The sequence below is a fragment of the Roseibium sp. RKSG952 genome (assembly GCF_009711355.1).
Window position 1 is genome coordinate 80,354 of the sequence record NZ_SMMF01000943.1, and the last position, 15,521, is coordinate 95,874.

Annotated in this window: 14 protein-coding genes; 8 read left to right on the plus strand and 6 right to left on the minus strand. The window is 56.7% G+C overall.

Features of this window, described 5'->3' with window-relative positions; translation table 11 throughout:
• The first annotated feature begins 6 nt into the window (after nucleotides 1–6).
• Nucleotides 7–186 (plus strand): YdcH family protein, encoded by a 180-nt coding sequence (locus E1297_RS29505; RefSeq protein ID WP_155144560.1) that lies wholly within the window; start codon nucleotides 7–9, stop codon nucleotides 184–186.
• A 65-nt stretch (nucleotides 187–251) separates the two neighbouring features.
• Here the strand turns inward: E1297_RS29505 and E1297_RS29510 are convergent, their stop codons facing one another.
• Nucleotides 252–1,886: an acyl-CoA synthetase gene (locus E1297_RS29510; RefSeq protein WP_155144561.1), complete on the minus strand. Its 1,635-nt coding sequence runs from the start codon at nucleotides 1,884–1,886 to the stop codon at nucleotides 252–254.
• A 123-nt stretch (nucleotides 1,887–2,009) separates the two neighbouring features.
• A complete protein-coding gene (locus E1297_RS29515) occupies nucleotides 2,010–2,699 on the minus strand; it encodes a hypothetical protein (RefSeq protein ID WP_155144562.1) in 690 nt (229 codons plus the stop codon).
• Between the two features lie 405 nt (nucleotides 2,700–3,104).
• On the opposite strand from E1297_RS29515, the gene E1297_RS29520 reads away from it, so the two are divergent.
• From E1297_RS29520 to E1297_RS29530, 3 genes are all read left to right on the plus strand, one after another.
• The gene (locus E1297_RS29520) at nucleotides 3,105–5,018 is read left to right on the plus strand and encodes a propionyl-CoA synthetase (RefSeq protein ID WP_155144563.1); all 1,914 of its coding nucleotides are present in this window, start codon (nucleotides 3,105–3,107) and stop codon (nucleotides 5,016–5,018) included.
• A gap of 184 nt (nucleotides 5,019–5,202) precedes the next feature.
• Nucleotides 5,203–5,898, plus strand: a complete 696-nt coding sequence (locus E1297_RS29525) for a phosphatase PAP2 family protein (RefSeq protein WP_155144564.1) — start codon at nucleotides 5,203–5,205, stop codon at nucleotides 5,896–5,898.
• A gap of 179 nt (nucleotides 5,899–6,077) precedes the next feature.
• The gene (locus E1297_RS29530; RefSeq protein ID WP_368669726.1) at nucleotides 6,078–6,866 is read left to right on the plus strand and encodes an SDR family NAD(P)-dependent oxidoreductase; all 789 of its coding nucleotides are present in this window, start codon (nucleotides 6,078–6,080) and stop codon (nucleotides 6,864–6,866) included.
• Between the two features lie 82 nt (nucleotides 6,867–6,948).
• Here E1297_RS29530 and argC read toward each other — a convergent pair whose 3' ends face one another.
• Together argC and E1297_RS29540 are read right to left on the minus strand one after the other, a co-directional pair.
• The gene (argC, locus tag E1297_RS29535) at nucleotides 6,949–7,926 is read right to left on the minus strand and encodes an N-acetyl-gamma-glutamyl-phosphate reductase (protein WP_155144565.1); all 978 of its coding nucleotides are present in this window, start codon (nucleotides 7,924–7,926) and stop codon (nucleotides 6,949–6,951) included.
• A 147-nt stretch (nucleotides 7,927–8,073) separates the two neighbouring features.
• Nucleotides 8,074–9,894 (minus strand): ABC transporter transmembrane domain-containing protein, encoded by a 1,821-nt coding sequence (locus E1297_RS29540; RefSeq protein ID WP_155144566.1) that lies wholly within the window; start codon nucleotides 9,892–9,894, stop codon nucleotides 8,074–8,076.
• Between the two features lie 272 nt (nucleotides 9,895–10,166).
• Here E1297_RS29540 and rpmE point away from each other — a divergent pair, with 272 nt between their 5' ends.
• Nucleotides 10,167–10,391, plus strand: a complete 225-nt coding sequence (rpmE, locus tag E1297_RS29545; protein WP_155144567.1) for a 50S ribosomal protein L31 — start codon at nucleotides 10,167–10,169, stop codon at nucleotides 10,389–10,391.
• A gap of 154 nt (nucleotides 10,392–10,545) precedes the next feature.
• On the opposite strand, the gene E1297_RS29550 is transcribed toward rpmE, so the two are convergent.
• Entirely contained in the window at nucleotides 10,546–11,079 is a 534-nt protein-coding gene (locus E1297_RS29550) for a DUF1465 family protein (protein WP_155144568.1), read from the minus strand.
• A 586-nt stretch (nucleotides 11,080–11,665) separates the two neighbouring features.
• Here E1297_RS29550 and E1297_RS29555 point away from each other — a divergent pair.
• The gene (locus E1297_RS29555) at nucleotides 11,666–13,168 is read left to right on the plus strand and encodes a YdiU family protein (protein WP_155144569.1); all 1,503 of its coding nucleotides are present in this window, start codon (nucleotides 11,666–11,668) and stop codon (nucleotides 13,166–13,168) included.
• An 11-nt stretch (nucleotides 13,169–13,179) separates the two neighbouring features.
• Here the strand turns inward: E1297_RS29555 and E1297_RS29560 are convergent, their stop codons facing one another.
• Nucleotides 13,180–13,380, minus strand: coding sequence for a DUF1192 domain-containing protein (locus E1297_RS29560; protein ID WP_155144570.1), 201 nt, complete (start codon nucleotides 13,378–13,380; stop codon nucleotides 13,180–13,182).
• Nucleotides 13,381–13,506: 126 nt separating this feature from the next.
• Here E1297_RS29560 and E1297_RS29565 point away from each other — a divergent pair, with 126 nt between their 5' ends.
• Together E1297_RS29565 and E1297_RS29570 are read left to right on the plus strand one after the other, a co-directional pair.
• Nucleotides 13,507–14,517, plus strand: a complete 1,011-nt coding sequence (locus E1297_RS29565) for an NAD(P)H-quinone oxidoreductase (RefSeq protein ID WP_155144571.1) — start codon at nucleotides 13,507–13,509, stop codon at nucleotides 14,515–14,517.
• A gap of 155 nt (nucleotides 14,518–14,672) precedes the next feature.
• Nucleotides 14,673–15,407, plus strand: coding sequence for a DUF1013 domain-containing protein (locus tag E1297_RS29570; RefSeq protein ID WP_155144572.1), 735 nt, complete (start codon nucleotides 14,673–14,675; stop codon nucleotides 15,405–15,407).
• The last annotated feature ends 114 nt before the right edge of the window (nucleotides 15,408–15,521 follow it).

The window sequence follows — 15,521 nt, forward strand, 5'->3', positions numbered from 1 at the left end:
TATTCCATGTCAATGCAGTCGCATCTCTTGGAACTAGAGCGTCGTCACGCCGAAATGGAGCGGAAAATCGAGGACGCGCTACACCATCCGAGTACCGACTCCCTGGAATTGACTCACATGAAGCGTAAGAAGCTCAAACTAAAGGAAGAAATCGAACGGATCCGCACAAACGGTACGCTTCACTAATTTCAACCTTGCTTCTCAAAAAAACGCCGCGGTTTGCCGCGGCGTTTTTTGTTGGTGAATTCCTTTCACAGGTCCCTGGCTTGTTCACGCAAGGCAAACTTCTGGATTTTTCCAGTGGAGGTTTTCGGAAGCTCGCAAAAGACGACTTTGCGGGGGGCTTTGAAATGGGCCAGCCGATCGCGGCAGAATGCAATCAGTTCCTCCTCGGAGGTGTCTGAACCCTCGCGGAGTTCCACGAAGGCGCAAGGTGTTTCGCCCCATTTCTCATCGGGTCGGGCAACCACGGCGGCTGCCTGAACATCCGCATGTTTGTAGAGCACATCCTCGACCTCAATCGACGATATGTTCTCGCCTCCCGAGATGATAATATCCTTGGACCGGTCCTTGAGCTGGATATAACCGTCCGGATGTCTGACCCCGAGATCGCCGGAATGAAACCAGCCGCCGGAAAAGGCCTCTGCGGTCGCCTCCCGGTTCTTGAGATATCCCTTCATAACAATATTGCCCCGGAACATGACTTCCCCGATGGTTAAGCCGTCGGCAGGGACTTCCGTCATTGTATCCGGATCGCGCACGGAAAGTGCTTCAAGCGCCACGTAACGTACACCCTGGCGCGCCTTTTTCGCAGCCTGTTCGGCATCCGGCAAAGCGTCCCATTGGGCCTGCCAATCGTTGACAACAGCCGGACCGTAAACTTCCGTCAGGCCATAAAGGTGAGTGACATTGAACCCTGCCTGTTTCATCGCCGACAAGACGCTTTCAGGGGGCGGGGCGGCAGCCGTGAAGAACTCGACAACCCGGTCAAGGCTGCGTTTGTCTTCCGGCGCTGCATTCAGAAGCGTCGACATGATGATCGGGGCGCCGCACAAATGGGTGACCGTCTCTGCTGCAAGCGCATCCCAGAGCAGTTTCGGGCGGACCCAGCGCAAGCACACATGCGTACCGGCGACAATCGACAAGGACCAGGGAAAACACCAGCCATTGCAGTGAAACATGGGCAGGGTCCAAAGATAGACCGGGTGTTTTGCCATGGATGCCGTGATGATGTTGGCCTGGGCGAGCAGATAGGCGCCGCGATGGTGATAGACCACGCCTTTCGGGTTTCCGGTCGTGCCGGAGGTATAGTTCAACGCGATTGCATCCCACTCGTCATCGGGGAGTGTCCATGCAAAATCCGGATCTCCGCCGGTCAGAAAATCCTCGTAGTCGAGGGTGCCAAGTCTCTCGCCGTCCTGTGGGAACTCGGGATCGGAATAATCGATGATGATCGGTGAGATTTTTGCAAGAGTGAGAGCCTCTTTCATGACGGCGGCATATTCGCGGTCGGTGATCAGGACCCTCGTATTTGCGTGATCCAGCTGGAAAGCAATGATGGCGGCGTCGAGACGCGTGTTGAGGGAATGCAGGACCGCCCCGGTCATCGGCACACCATAGTGTGCTTCGAGCATGGGCGGAACGTTCGGCAGCATGACCGAAACCGTATCATCCTTGCCGATACCGAGGCCGGACAGGGCAGAGGCCAGTTGCCGGGCGCGTTCATAAAAGGTTGCATAGGTCGCCCGCTTGCTGCCATGCACGATCGCTGTCTGGTCCGGGTAGATGTCGGCGGCCCGGGCCAGAAAGCTGATCGGGCTGAGTGGCGCAAAGTTGGCTTCGTTTTTGTCAAGGCCATCCGCAAACGGATTGAGGACCGCATCCATTGTTTCACTCCCGGATAGATTGCCCGGTCATCAAAACGGGAAACGGAATGCGTTGCAATTCTCCTCTTGGACCTTTCGGGCCGCCTTGGCTGGTTTGGAAGGCGGTCCTTTCCGAAAGACGGCCTATTGCGGATAAGGCGAGATGAAGGGGTCCCGCCGCGTATAGCCGGGGTTCATGAGCTTTTTGATATCCCGCTCGACCCTGGACGAACGGAACCGCGCGTAATCTTTTTTCAGGATGTGTACGCAGACGTCCGTAATGCCCAGGTCTTGCAGGCAATTATAAGCGATTGTGTTTTTCCGGACGATGTCGCCGTTGAGCAGGATGACCGTCAAGCGGTCCGTAACATACCGGATGTAACCGGACAGCAACTGATAGAGTTTGCGGTCATGCACAATATCATCCGGGATGTTCTTGATCAGCAACAAATCCCCTTCGGTCACGCTCACCAATGCCATTTGCTGCTTTAGGACGTGAAACTTGTCCTGGAGACTTTGCCGGGAGATGACATCAAGAAGTACGGCATAGCAAGACAGGTACAAGTGCTCGATATCGCTTCGATCGATGTCGTTGAACGTGTTGATAGCGATTTGTGTCTCGCGCCAGTCCCATTCGGTGCCATTGATGCCGTCCATGAATGACATGAAATGCTGACAATCAAAATAGCTGTTGGCATCTCCGCTGCGCGCCTCGGCGGAGTTGAGACCGCTGAAAAGCAGAAACACATTGACAAGGATGCCCAGGGCAAAGCGCCGCGGTGCCTGCACGAAGGCCAAAAAACGGCTGGAAGCGTTATCTGAATGAAATGTCATGGAACATGCTTTGTAATCGTGGGCGCGAGGGCATCCGTCGAACCTTCGTGGTTTGATTGTATAGCCAAACCGAAAATTGTTAAATTATGTACAATCCCTACGCGGCAGCTTTCTGATTATTTTTCAGGGCTTTCGCGGCGCTTGTGGCTGGTGGCGCGTGGCATCTTGGGGGAAAAAATGACCAGCTGACACTGTGCCGATCTTGGGCGCCCCATTTCCGGGAGGAAAAATTGCACAAGGCAGCCGGATGGTCAGGGGCATTGTTCTTGAGTTGCCTACGTAAAGTCACGATCCCTTCGAATGTCTTACCCGCCACAGGCTTGCAAGATTACCTTAAGATACCCCACTGTGGAGCAAAACCGGGGCCGTGTGCCACCGGGTTTTGTGCCAGGGAGGATGGTGAAGATGACAAGCCGGTATCACGAAATCTATCAGTCCTGGAAACAGGACCCGCCCGGTTTCTGGCGCATGGCGGCTGAGGGTATCGACTGGATATCCAGCAGCGAAAGCGTTTTCGACCCGGACGGGGGGCAGTATGGCCGTTGGTTTCCAGACTGGGAGTGCAACACCTGCTACAATTGTCTGGACCGGCATGTCGAACATGGCAGGCGCGGACAACCCGCACTCATCTATGACAGTCCGATTACCGGTACCAAAAAGACCTTCAGCTACGAAGAATTGCTGCATCGGGTGCAGGCGATGGCCGCCGTCTTGTCCGACAAGGGGATCGGGAAGGGCGACCGGGTCATCATTTACATGCCGATGATCCCGGAAGCGGTGATGGCCATGTTGGCTTGTGCACGGCTCGGGGCGGTTCACTCCGTTGTCTTCGGAGGATTTGCGGCCAATGAATTGGCGACACGGATCGACGACGCCACACCAAAGGCGATCATTGCCGCCTCCTGCGGAATTGAGCCGGGACGGGTGATTGCCTACAAACCTCTCGTTGACGCAGCAATCGAGCAATGCGGCCACAAGCCCGATTGCTGCTTGATCATCCAGCGGCAACAGGCTGCCGCGGACATGATTGATGGCCGAGACTTTGACCTTGGCGCACTGATGGCGGATGCGCAGGCATCCGGGCGTCAGATTGATTGTGTCCCGGTCAAGGCAACCGACCCGCTTTACATTCTCTATACCAGCGGAACGACCGGTCAGCCCAAGGGGGTGGTTCGGGACAATGGCGGCCATATGGTCGCGCTCAAATGGACGATGGCCAATCTTTACGACATTGAGCCCGGAGAGGTTTTTTGGGCAGCCTCCGATGTCGGCTGGGTCGTGGGTCATTCCTATATCGTCTACGCACCTTTGCTTCATGGCTGTACGACGGTGGTGTTTGAGGGCAAGCCGGTCGGGACGCCGGATGCCGGTGTCTTTTGGCGGGTGATTTCCGAACACAATGTCGTATCGCTGTTCACCGCGCCGACTGCCTTTCGGGCGATCCGCAAGGAAGATCCCGACGGCATATTGTTGGACCTGCATGACCTGTCGCTGTTCCGTTCTCTATTTCTGGCGGGCGAACGTGCGGATCCGGAGACTGTGAACTGGGCTGCCGAAAAACTGCACGTGCCGATTGTCGATCACTGGTGGCAGACCGAAACGGGCTGGTGCATTGTCGGCAACCCGCTGGGGCTCGGGCGCCTGCCGGTCAAACCGGGGTCTCCGACAGTGCCAATGCCAGGGTATGACGTCCAAATCCTTGATGATGCAGGACACCCGCTGGCCCCGGACGCGCTTGGGAACATCGTGGTGAAGCTTCCGTTGCCGCCGGGATGTCTTCCGACCCTCTGGCATGCGGAAAAGCGGTTTCATGATTCCTATCTCGCCGAGTTCCCCGGCTACTACAAGACATCCGATGCAGGGATGATCGACGAGGACGGCTATCTGTCGATCATGGCCCGCACAGACGACATCATCAATGTTGCCGGTCACCGGCTGTCTACAGGTGCCATGGAAGAGGTCCTTGCGGCACACAAGGATGTTGCAGAGTGTGCCGTGATCGGAATTGCCGACCAGTTGAAAGGGCAGCTTCCCTGCGGCTTTGTCGTCTTGAAGGCGGGCGTCAACCGGCCGCATGCGGAGATCGAGGCCGAGTTGATCAAGCTTGTCCGCGAACGCATCGGGCCGGTGGCCGCGTTCAAGATTGCCATCACGGTTGACCGCTTGCCCAAGACGCGATCCGGCAAGATCCTGCGCGGAACCATGCGTCAGATTGCAGACGGTGAACAGTACAAGATGCCGGCCACAATCGATGATCCGGCTATCCTGGACGAAATCACGTCCGCGCTGCAGGAGCATGGTTTGTCGCGGTCTGCATAAAACGGCAGCCTGCCTTGAGGCAAAATTGCGGAGTGCTGCTGCTAAGCAGGCGAAGTTCGCGCTTTACAGCGCGGGCTTTCAAGCGAGTGGATCTCCGGAATTCCTGCATTACGGTTATGTAATTTGATTGTAAGCGAGAGGACTGAATAGTGCGGATCGTAAATGTTTAATCTGGAGATATAAGTTGACAAAGCGTGTTGTGATCCCGGTCTTGTTTGTTATCTTGGCTTTGTTTCCGGCCATGGGGTACGCCCAAACCAGCGGGGAAAGCATTTATTTGCCGGCAGCTGCCATCAATGGTGCGGAGTTGATCGGCCCGCCGCCGGCCGCGGGTTCTGAGGAAAAATTCGCTCAATTGGAGACCGTTCTATGGATGCAACGTACCAGAACGCCTCAACAAATCTCTTTTGCCAAGCGAACCGAGAAACTTTCATTGGCGACGTTTGCACCGATCATTTCAGAAGACCTTCTGCAAGTGAACGCAGCCGCACTTGATAAACTTTTTGCCGATGTGAAAGCAGAGGTCTACGCGAACGTCGATGTTTTGAAAGCCGATTACGATGTGCCGAGGCCGTTTTCTGCAAGCGATCTGGTCAAACCATTGGTCGAGCCCGACCCTGTCAAGAGCTACCCCAGCGGGCATTCCACATTGTCCATGGTTTACGGCAAACTTCTGGCTGGATTGTTCCCGGACAAGGCTGAGGAGTTGACTGCGCTCGCCAGCCAGATCGGTTATGGCCGGGTGATTGCTGGTGTACATTATCCGGCTGATGTTGTTGCCGGTCAGAAACTTGGTGCGGCCTATGCAGAGGCAATTCAAGGCCAGCAGAGCTACCAAGATGCGATTGCCGAAATCCGAGCTTCGCAGACAGTTGACTAGACCCTGTCTTGTTTCAATGGGAATGCAGACCTCGGCCCGCAAATGCGCAGGGAACGGGTAGCGTAGAAGCAAAACAGGCATCGACATGATTCCTGCGGGCGCATATGGTCAGGTCGCCAATTGGCGGCCTGATGTGTGTTTGCCGCTCTGTCATTGTCACTAGAAACCAGAGGTCTTTCGTGTCTCTTGAAAACAAGGTTGCCATCATAACCGGCGCTGCCCGCGGCATCGGCTTTGCCGTTGCCAAACGCTTTGTCATGGATGGAGCCAAGGTGGTTATCGCGGATGTGGATGATGCCGCCGGCGAGGAAGCCGCTGAAGAGCTCAAGCAATATGGCGACATCAGCTATATTCATTGCAACGTCGCCGAGCGTCTGGACGTACGCAATCTCGTGGCGGAAACGCTGAATGCCCATGGCGACATCGATATCCTTGTAAACAATGCCGGGGTTGTGGTCGGAGCCGACTTCCTGGCACTGGAAGAAGACGATTTCGACCGGGTCCTGTCGATCAACCTGAAGGGCGCTTTCCTGTGTTCTCAGGCGGTTGCGCGTCACATGGTTGAAAAAGTCGAAAATGGCGGGGACCCGGGTGCGATCATCAACATGTCTTCGGTCAACTCGGTGATCGCAATCCCGAACCAGATCCCTTACTGCGTTTCCAAGGGCGGTATGTCCCAGTTGACCAAGACAACGGCTCTGGCGCTGGCCAAATACGGGATCCGGGTGAATGCAATCGGTCCGGGCTCGATCATGACCGAAATGCTCGCGTCGGTGAACAGTGATCCGGCTGCCCGGAACCGTATTCTGTCCCGAACCCCCATGTTGCGTATCGGTGAGCCTTCGGAAATCGCTGGCGTTGCCGCTTTTCTTGCGTCTGCGGATGCTAGCTATGTCACCGGCCAGACCATTTTCGCCGATGGTGGACGGATGCCGCTGAACTACACGGTCGAAGTCCCGGACGATTGATCGCGGGTGCCGGTTGAACCGGACTTGGTGAGCATTGTGTCACGCTGTCAAACCCGGCGTGACACTCCTGCTGTCAAGTGTATCATGGCCATACAGGCAGCCCGTCCAGTCCTGCCGTTTCTGGCAGTCCGAAGATCAGGTTGGCATTTTGAATTGCCTGACCTGCCGCTCCCTTTCCGAGGTTGTCAATTACGGCCATTGCAATGATCAGGTTCCGTTCCTGATCAGCCGCATAGTTGACGAAACACAGATTGGATCCGGTAGCCCATTTTGTTTGCGGCGGCTTGTCGGTCACGCGAACAAATGCTCGATCAGCGTAAAAGCTTCTTGCAGCATTCAGGCACTGGTTGGTGTCAGCGCTGCCTCGACAATAGATGGTAACCAGAACACCTCGTGTCATCGGCACCAGATGTGGTGTAAACACCAGCCCGGCAGGGTCACCTCCGCTCAATAGTTCAATGGTCTTGGCCATCTCGGGCATGTGGACGTGTTTGAGCAGACCATAGGGCTGCAAGTTTTCGTTGCTGGCAGCGAAGCCGAAATGGCTGTCCGCACTGCCGCGACCTGCGCCAGATATTCCGGTCTTAGCATCAATCACAATATTTCCCGGTTCAATCAGATGATTGACGAGTAGTGGTGCCAGCGCATTCAGCGTCGCCGCGGGAAAGCAGCCGGGATTGGCAACACGGTTGTGTCCGTCGATTCGGGTCGGCCACACGTCAGCCAAGCCGTATGCCCAACCCTCGACGTGGCGATGGTCACCACCGATATCGACAATTTTCACGCCTTTTGGAACCTGTGCTAGCGCTTCAGCCGACGTGCCGGAAGGAAGAGACGCGAACAAAAGGTCAAGCTTCGGAGGGGTTGCAGGGTTCCATTTCTCGATCGCCAAATCTGCGATTTTGCCGGATACACCCGGAAAGTGATCGGCCACACGGTTCCCGGCGCTGCCCTGGCCTGCAGCGAAAACCAATTCGAATTGCGGGTGACCGGCAATCAGGCGGAGTGCTTCGCCGCCGCCGAACCCACTGATCCCCAAAATACCAACGCGGATAGTCATAGTCATTCCCAATAATCTAATGAAGCCAAGCTGTTGCAGTTTTAAACGGCGTGTTCAACGAGTAACCGCATAGATGCAGGACTAGGAAAAGCTCCTTGGCAAGTGTGGTGTCGGTTAACCAACCAGACTGGCGGATGGTTCAACGGGCTATTCGGCGGCGGCATCAAACTGCAGCCGCGCAAGTTTCGCATAGAGCCCGTTGCGGGTGCTCAATTCCGCGTGGGTGCCGGTTTCGACAATCCTGCCTTCGTCCATCACGATGATCCGGTCGGCTTTCAAGACTGTCGCGAGCCGGTGGGCGATGACCAGTGTTGTGCGGCCTTCCATCAGGCTTTCAAGGGCAAGCTGAACCTGATGTTCGCTTTCGGCATCGAGCGCGCTGGTTGCTTCGTCCAGCAACAAAACGGGTGCGTTCTTCAAGATGGCACGGGCGATTGCGATCCTCTGGCGCTGACCGCCCGAAAGCGTGACGCCCCGCTCGCCAACGCGGGTATCGAAGCCGTCCGGAAGGGCCGAGATGAAACCGGTGGCATGGGCTGCTGCCGCGGCTGCCTTGATGTCCGCCGGTGTGGCGCCGGTCTGACCATAGGCAATGTTTTCGGCAATGGTCGCGCCGAAAATTGCAGCTTCTTGAGGCACAAGGGCAATCTCTTTCCGGAAGGTCTTTGGATCCATCTCGCGCAGGTCGCGGCCATTGAGCAGGATCCGGCCACTGTCCGGGTCGTAAAAGCGCATCAAGAGGTGAAACAGGGTAGATTTTCCGGCACCCGATGGGCCGACCACGGCAACGGTCTCTCCTGGTTCAACTACAAGATCAAGTGACTTGATGACCGAAACATGCTCGGTGCCCTTGTAGGTAAAGGCGATGTTTTCAAACCGGATCTCGCCCTTGGGCGATGCAGGCAAGGGCAAGGGAGCCAGGGGGGACGCGATATCGGACTGAATATCGAGCAGCTCGCTCAGCCTTTCGGCGGCACCGGCGGCTTGTGACAACTCACCCCAGACTTCTGACAGAGTCGCGAGGGAACTTGCGGCAAGGATCGAATAGATCAGGAACTGGCTCAGTTCGCCGCCGGTCATTGTGCCGTCAAACACTTCGGTCGCGCCGATCCACAAGACCGCAACAATGCTGGCACCGATGATGACAATGGCAAAGGCCGTCAGGATGGCGCGTGCGGCGGCCGCCTTGCGCGCTGCGCGAAACGCGCTTTCGACCGCCGACTGGAAGCGTCCGGTGGCGAAGCTTTCGTTCGTGTAGGCTTGCAGGGTGCGGACCGCACCGAGCATTTCACTGGCATAGGCGCTGGCGTCTGCCAGTGTGTCCTGGGCGTAGCGGGACCTCCTGCGCACGGACCGTCCAAATCCGATCAGCGGAACGACGATGACGGGAATGGCAGCCAGAACAATGAGCGAGAGTGTGGGGCTGGTGACAACCATCATGACAACGGCGCCGACAAACATCATGAAGTTCCGCAGGGCCTGAGACGCACTGGCGCCGAATGCGGATTTGATCTGGGTCGTATCGGCTGTCAGCCGCGACAGGATTTCACCGGATCGGGCACTGTCATAAAAGGCCGGGCTCAGTTCTGTCATATGCGCAAAAACATCGCTGCGCACCTCGGCAACGATCCGCTCGCCGATCCAGTTGACAAGGAAATACCGGATGGAACTGGCAAGGGCGAGGGCGGCCACGACACCGATCAACACGAAAAAATAGGCGTTGATCAGGGCAGGATCGTCAGCGCCGAAGCCGAAATCGATCATCCGGCGGATGGCCAGGGGCAGGATCAATGTGATCAGGGCGGCCGAGACAAGCGCCAGAATGGCTCCGGCCGCCATCTTCTTGTGGCGCCAGAGATAGGGCAGCAACCGGGCTAGCGGGCGCAGACTGCGCCTGTTCTTTGTGTCTCGTTGATCTGCATTTTTGGCACGCCCGTTTCGCACACTCGTCTCCGGCTTGGATGGCATCTGTAAATCCCGGCTGTAGATAGCAGGCTTTGACCGGTTTGTAGACCTCGCGGTTTGTTCCGTAGTATTCGCCGCAGGCCGGAAACGGCTTTAAAAAAACTACGCTGCCATCCGTGTCTTTTTGCCTTGTGCCAACTGCTTCCTTGCGGTATATCCCCGCCTCATGTTTCTGGGGGCATGGTCCTGACCGGACCGATTGCCTTATGTAAAATTTCGCCCCGACGCCTGGCCGAGTCGCCGATGTGCTTTAGGGGTGAGTGAAAGGACCGGCCATGAAAGCGGATATTCATCCCGACTACCACACCATCAAGGTCGTCATGACTGATGGTACCGAATACACCACCCGTTCCACATACGGTGCGGAAGGCGACACGCTGCAGCTCGACATCGATCCGACGTCTCATCCGGCCTGGACCGGTGGTGACCGTCAGCTGATGGACCGTGGTGGCCGGGTGTCCCGTTTCAAGAACAAGTTCGCCGGCTTCCTCGGTTCCTGATCGGAACAGCCGCGAAACAGACCAAAGCCCGGCATTTTGCCGGGCTTTTTTCTTGGATGCTACAACATCTGGCCATGGTGCCTGTTGTACGCCCTTTTCCATGCGCAATGAGTTTCTTTCGTTCGTACCAGAGCAAACCCTGAAAAGCGCCGCCTTATTGCGCAAAGGCAGCGTGGAGCCGGTTGAGGTGGGCTGCGACCGGATTGCCGTCATTGGCAGCCTCGAATGCGGGTTCTGCGGAACGGTAGAGCATTGTGTCGAGATGAACGATCCGTTCCTGAAGCCGGATGGATCGTTGGATTAGCGTTTTGAAGTTTTCAGGCAGGTCGTCAAATGCAGGGCTGGTTGCCGGGGTGCTTAGTTTTTCGATGTCCACCTTGTTCTTGTCGTTTCCGGCCTGTTCACGGGACATCTCGCCTTCATTGACAGCGCGCTGCAGCAGCAGCCATGAGGCCAGTTGCATCAGGCGGGACGTCAGACGCATCGATTCGGCGGCATAAGCAAGCGATGCGGGCCGCTCCAGCGCCTTGGCCTCTTGCCGGCCCGATCCATCAAGGTAGACGGCCGTTTCCTCGACAAGTGCCATGCCTTCCCGAAACAGGATTTCGAAGTTGTCCGAGCTTGCCAGCCTGTTCGCGAAGTGAACGGTCTCGGGCGGTGCGCCGCTGGTCTTGGTGGTGTCCGTCATGTGATCGATACGCCTTTGCTTCTTTGCCCCGTGCCCGCAATAGCTGCAACCGGATCAGCCGATCCCGTCCAGATAATATCGTCGGCCGTCTCTTACGGGAACAATGCCCCGCCACGCCCTTGATTGAGCAACGATCATGCCAACGCAGGTCCGCGATGGTCAGTGTCGACCTTTTCACATCATAGTCGGAGGAGGGCCTGAAAAAAAGAGCCACGGCAACCGTGGCTCTAAGTCTTTAACAGGGAGGCGTCAAACAGAGTGGACAGGAGCCACTCAAGATCCAGATGACTGGATGACTATTGTTATGATTTAAAATAATTAAAAATGGGTTAATCAATAGATTGATGGGTAAAAATGAACCTAGGGTAATGCAATAAATATTGTGTCGTTTGAGATATGTTGTTTTTACTTGTTTTTGATTTAGGTCGAATTAACGATGTGAATTTAAGTAATGTCCTTTCGCGATTGCTGGGATCGAAATCTGTGCAACCGCTGTTTCAAATGCTCTTAACCAGTGTTGAAGAAATCCTACATACGCATTTGGGTGCTGTTTTGAGGCTGCGTGATTCGGCCGTGGAGGAACGAAATGAAACAATCCGTGGCTGGAAGGTTGAAAATCGCGTTCGACAACAGTTATGCGCGCCTTCCCGAAGGCTTTTTCGAACTGCGTGCGCCGACGCCGGTTGAAGACCCGTCCCTGATCAAGGTGAACCATGCGCTTGCGGAGGTTCTTGGTCTTAACCCGGATGATCTTGAAACGGCACAAGGCGTGAGCCTGCTTGCCGGGAACCATGTACCGGAAAGCGCTGCACCACTGGCAATGGCCTATGCCGGGCATCAATTCGGAAATTTCGTTCCGCAGCTGGGCGACGGCCGAGCGATTCTTCTCGGTGAAATCGTCGGAACGGACGGCATTCGCAGAGACATTCAGTTGAAAGGCTCCGGCCGGACCGCTTTCTCGCGAATGGGAGATGGCCGGGCCGGTGTCGGGCCGGTGCTACGGGAATACATCGTCAGTGAAGCGATGCACGCGCTTGCCATTCCGACGACCCGTTCACTTGCAGCCGTCCGGACTGGCGAGGCGGTGATGCGCGAACGGCCGATGCCCGGAGCGGTTCTCACCCGGGTTTCCCAAAGCCACTTGCGGGTGGGCACGTTTCAGTATTTTGCGGCGCGTGGCAACACGGATGCACTCAAGGTTCTCACAGACTACGCAATTGACCGGCTCTTTCCCGAGGCTGCAGAAGCTGATCAGCCTGCGGCGGCTTTTTTCGAAAGGGTGCTCGGCGGCCAGGCCACTCTGATCGCCAAATGGATGTTGGCAGGTTTCATTCACGGGGTGATGAACACGGACAACACGTCCATTGCTGGCGAAACCATCGACTATGGTCCTTGCGCATTCATGGAAGCGTATCATCCGGGCACCGTATTCAGTTCCATCGACCGGAACGGACGATATGCATTCGGAAACCAGCCCGCGATCGCGCACTGGAATCTTGTGCAACTCGTGCAATGCCTGCTGCCTTTGCTGCATAGCGATCCGGACAAGGCCATCGCTCAGGCGCAGTCGATGGTGGATACTTATCCGGACCTTTTCGAGCAGGCGCTGGCTGCCGAGTTTCGACGAAAACTTGGATTGGCTACAAAGGAAAGCGGCGACCGTGATCTGGGGCAAGGCCTTTTGGACCTGATGGCGCACAAGCAGGCGGATTTCACCCTGACCTTCCGGGGGCTGGCGGAGTTGGTCGGCACCGGAGCGCCGGCGCAGGCAAAAGCCGGAGAGCTGTTCTTTAAAGATCCGGAAGTCATCGAGGGCTGGGTTGAGCGGTATCAGTCCCGTTTGGAGCGGGACCCGTTGTCTTCAGAGGACCGTGCTGCAAGATTGCGGGCGGTAAATCCGCTTTATATGCCGCGTAATCATCTGCTCGAAGACGTGATACGCTCGGCGGAAGACGGTGCAGACTTTGAGCCGTTTGAGACCCTGATGTCTGTGCTTGCTGATCCATTCACCGAAAGGGCAGGTCTCGAACGCTTCGCCCGTCCTGCGAAGCCCGAAGAACGGGTCCTTCAGACTTTTTGCGGAACTTGAACGGGGCGTGGTCAGGGTTTGGAAAACAGGGCGTCGGCGGCACTGCGCACCGATCCGCGATGTTTCAGCGTGTCCCTTGTGCGTTCGATTTCAGCCTCAAGCGACGAGATCCGTTCGGTCAGATCTTTTTCCGACAGCTTGCTCAGATCTTGCCCCACAACGATCTCGACCGCTTTTGCGGGTTTCAAGCCGTCATCGTCAAAAATATTCATATGCTCGCCCTTTTCCGTTCAGATCCGACACAAGGCACCAACCTCTCAGCCTAACAAATTCCCGCTCGATTGTCAGGCTGCAGCCAGCGGGCTACACCAACATGGGATGACAAGAGGGAGCATGCAATGAACGGCCAACCTGAAAAAATGACAGTGGTCGCGATGACCGGACCGGGCGGGCCGGAGGTTCTGGTTGCCGAAGAACGCCCGTTGCCGGTGCTGAACGAGACCGAGATCCTGATCAAGGTGGCCGCCGCCGGGGTCAACCGCCCGGATGTCCTGCAGCGCATGGGTGCGTATCCGCCGCCGAAAGGCGCATCTGATCTGCCGGGTCTGGAGGTCGCGGGCACCGTGGTGGCCGTTGGACCGGCCGTGCAGTCTGTCGAGGTCGGATCAAGGGTGACGGCACTCGCTCCCGGGGGCGGATATGCAGAATATTGCAAGGTCCACGCGGGTGTGGCCCTGCCGGTGCCGATGAATCTGTCGATGATCGAGGCTGCGTCGCTGCCAGAAACCTTTTTCACTGTGTGGAGCAATGTGTTCGACCGGGCCGGATTGACAGCCGGTGAACGGTTTCTGGTTCATGGTGGCACGTCCGGTATCGGGACGACGGCCATCCAGCTGGCGAAGGCGTTTGGTGCGGAAGTGTTCACGACCGTGGGATCTGACGAAAAGGCGGCGGCTGCGAAGGCGCTTGGTGCGGACCACGTGATCAACTACAGGACCGGGGATTTCGTCGAGGTCATACAGACAGTGACGAACAGGCAGGGGGTCAACGTCATTCTCGATATGGTTGGCGGGGACTATGTCGAAAAGAACTGGAAAGCTGCTGCTGTGGAAGGACGTATCTGCCAGATCGCCACGCTGAACGGGGTTTCGCAAAACGTCAATTTTGCAAGGCTCATGATGAAACGGCTGGTGCATACCGGATCTACCTTGCGTCCGCGCGACGATGCCTACAAGGCGGCGATTGCTGCGGCTCTGCGAGAGAAGGTCTGGCCATTGATCGAGGCCGGGACGATCCGGCCGGTGATTGATTCGACCTTTCCGCTTCATCAGGCGGCAGAGGCACACAGGCGGATGGAAACCTCTGGTCATGTCGGCAAGATCATGCTCCGGGTTTCCGAAGAGGCCTGATTTGCTGCTGATAATGAAATGAGACGGACTGTGCTTGTTGATTTGCCTTCGTGGCTGAAAAGCCATATATAGGTGGAAATCTCCTGATCAATTTGGAATGAACCTTCGCTTCAGCGCCCTGCCGGGCGAGGGAGCATACAAGAGGATATTGACCGATGGCGAACACGCCGCTTATGCCGAAGGCAACCGCCGTCTGGCTCGTCGATAACACGGCCTTGAGCTTCACGCAGATCGCGAGCTTCTGCAAGCTCCACCCGTTGGAGGTCAAGGCGATTGCCGATGGTGAAGCCGCGCAAGGGATCAAGGGTCTGGATCCGATCCTGACCGGCCAGCTGAGCCGGGAAGAAGTCGAAAGAGCCCAAAACGACCCGAATTATCATCTGAAACTGCAGGGTTCGAAGGTTTCGGTTCCCGAATCAAAGCGCAAGGGCCCGCGTTATACGCCCGTTTCGCGCCGTCAGGACCGTCCGAACGCCATCCTGTGGCTGGTTCGCCACCATCCGGAACTCAAGGATACGCAGATCATGCGCCTTGTTGGCACCACCAAGCCGACGATTGCGGCAATCCGCGACCGGACGCACTGGAACTCGGCCAACCTGACGCCATCCGATCCGGTCACACTCGGCCTGTGCAGTCAGCTGGAACTCGATATGGAAGTTGAAAAGGCGGCGAAAAACGCACCGCTTCCGTCGGCTGAAGCCGTGCAGGAAACCCTGGCATCTGTTGATGATACCACCAGCGAAGAGGCACTGGCTTCGGCATTCTCCTTCGATACGAGCGCACCGAAGCGCCGCGAAGAGGAAGAAGAGATCGATGCGGACGCTGTTTTTGCGAAACTGAACTCGTTGAAGTCTGCCGAAAGCACGGACGAGGACGAAGACAACAAGTAAGCCAACTCGACCAGTTGATCAGCGAAAAGCCGCCTCCCGAGGCGGCTTTTTTTGTTTGTGGAGCGAGGCCGGTGGGGGGATGCCGCCGTGAAGTGCAACAAGGTAACGGGACGG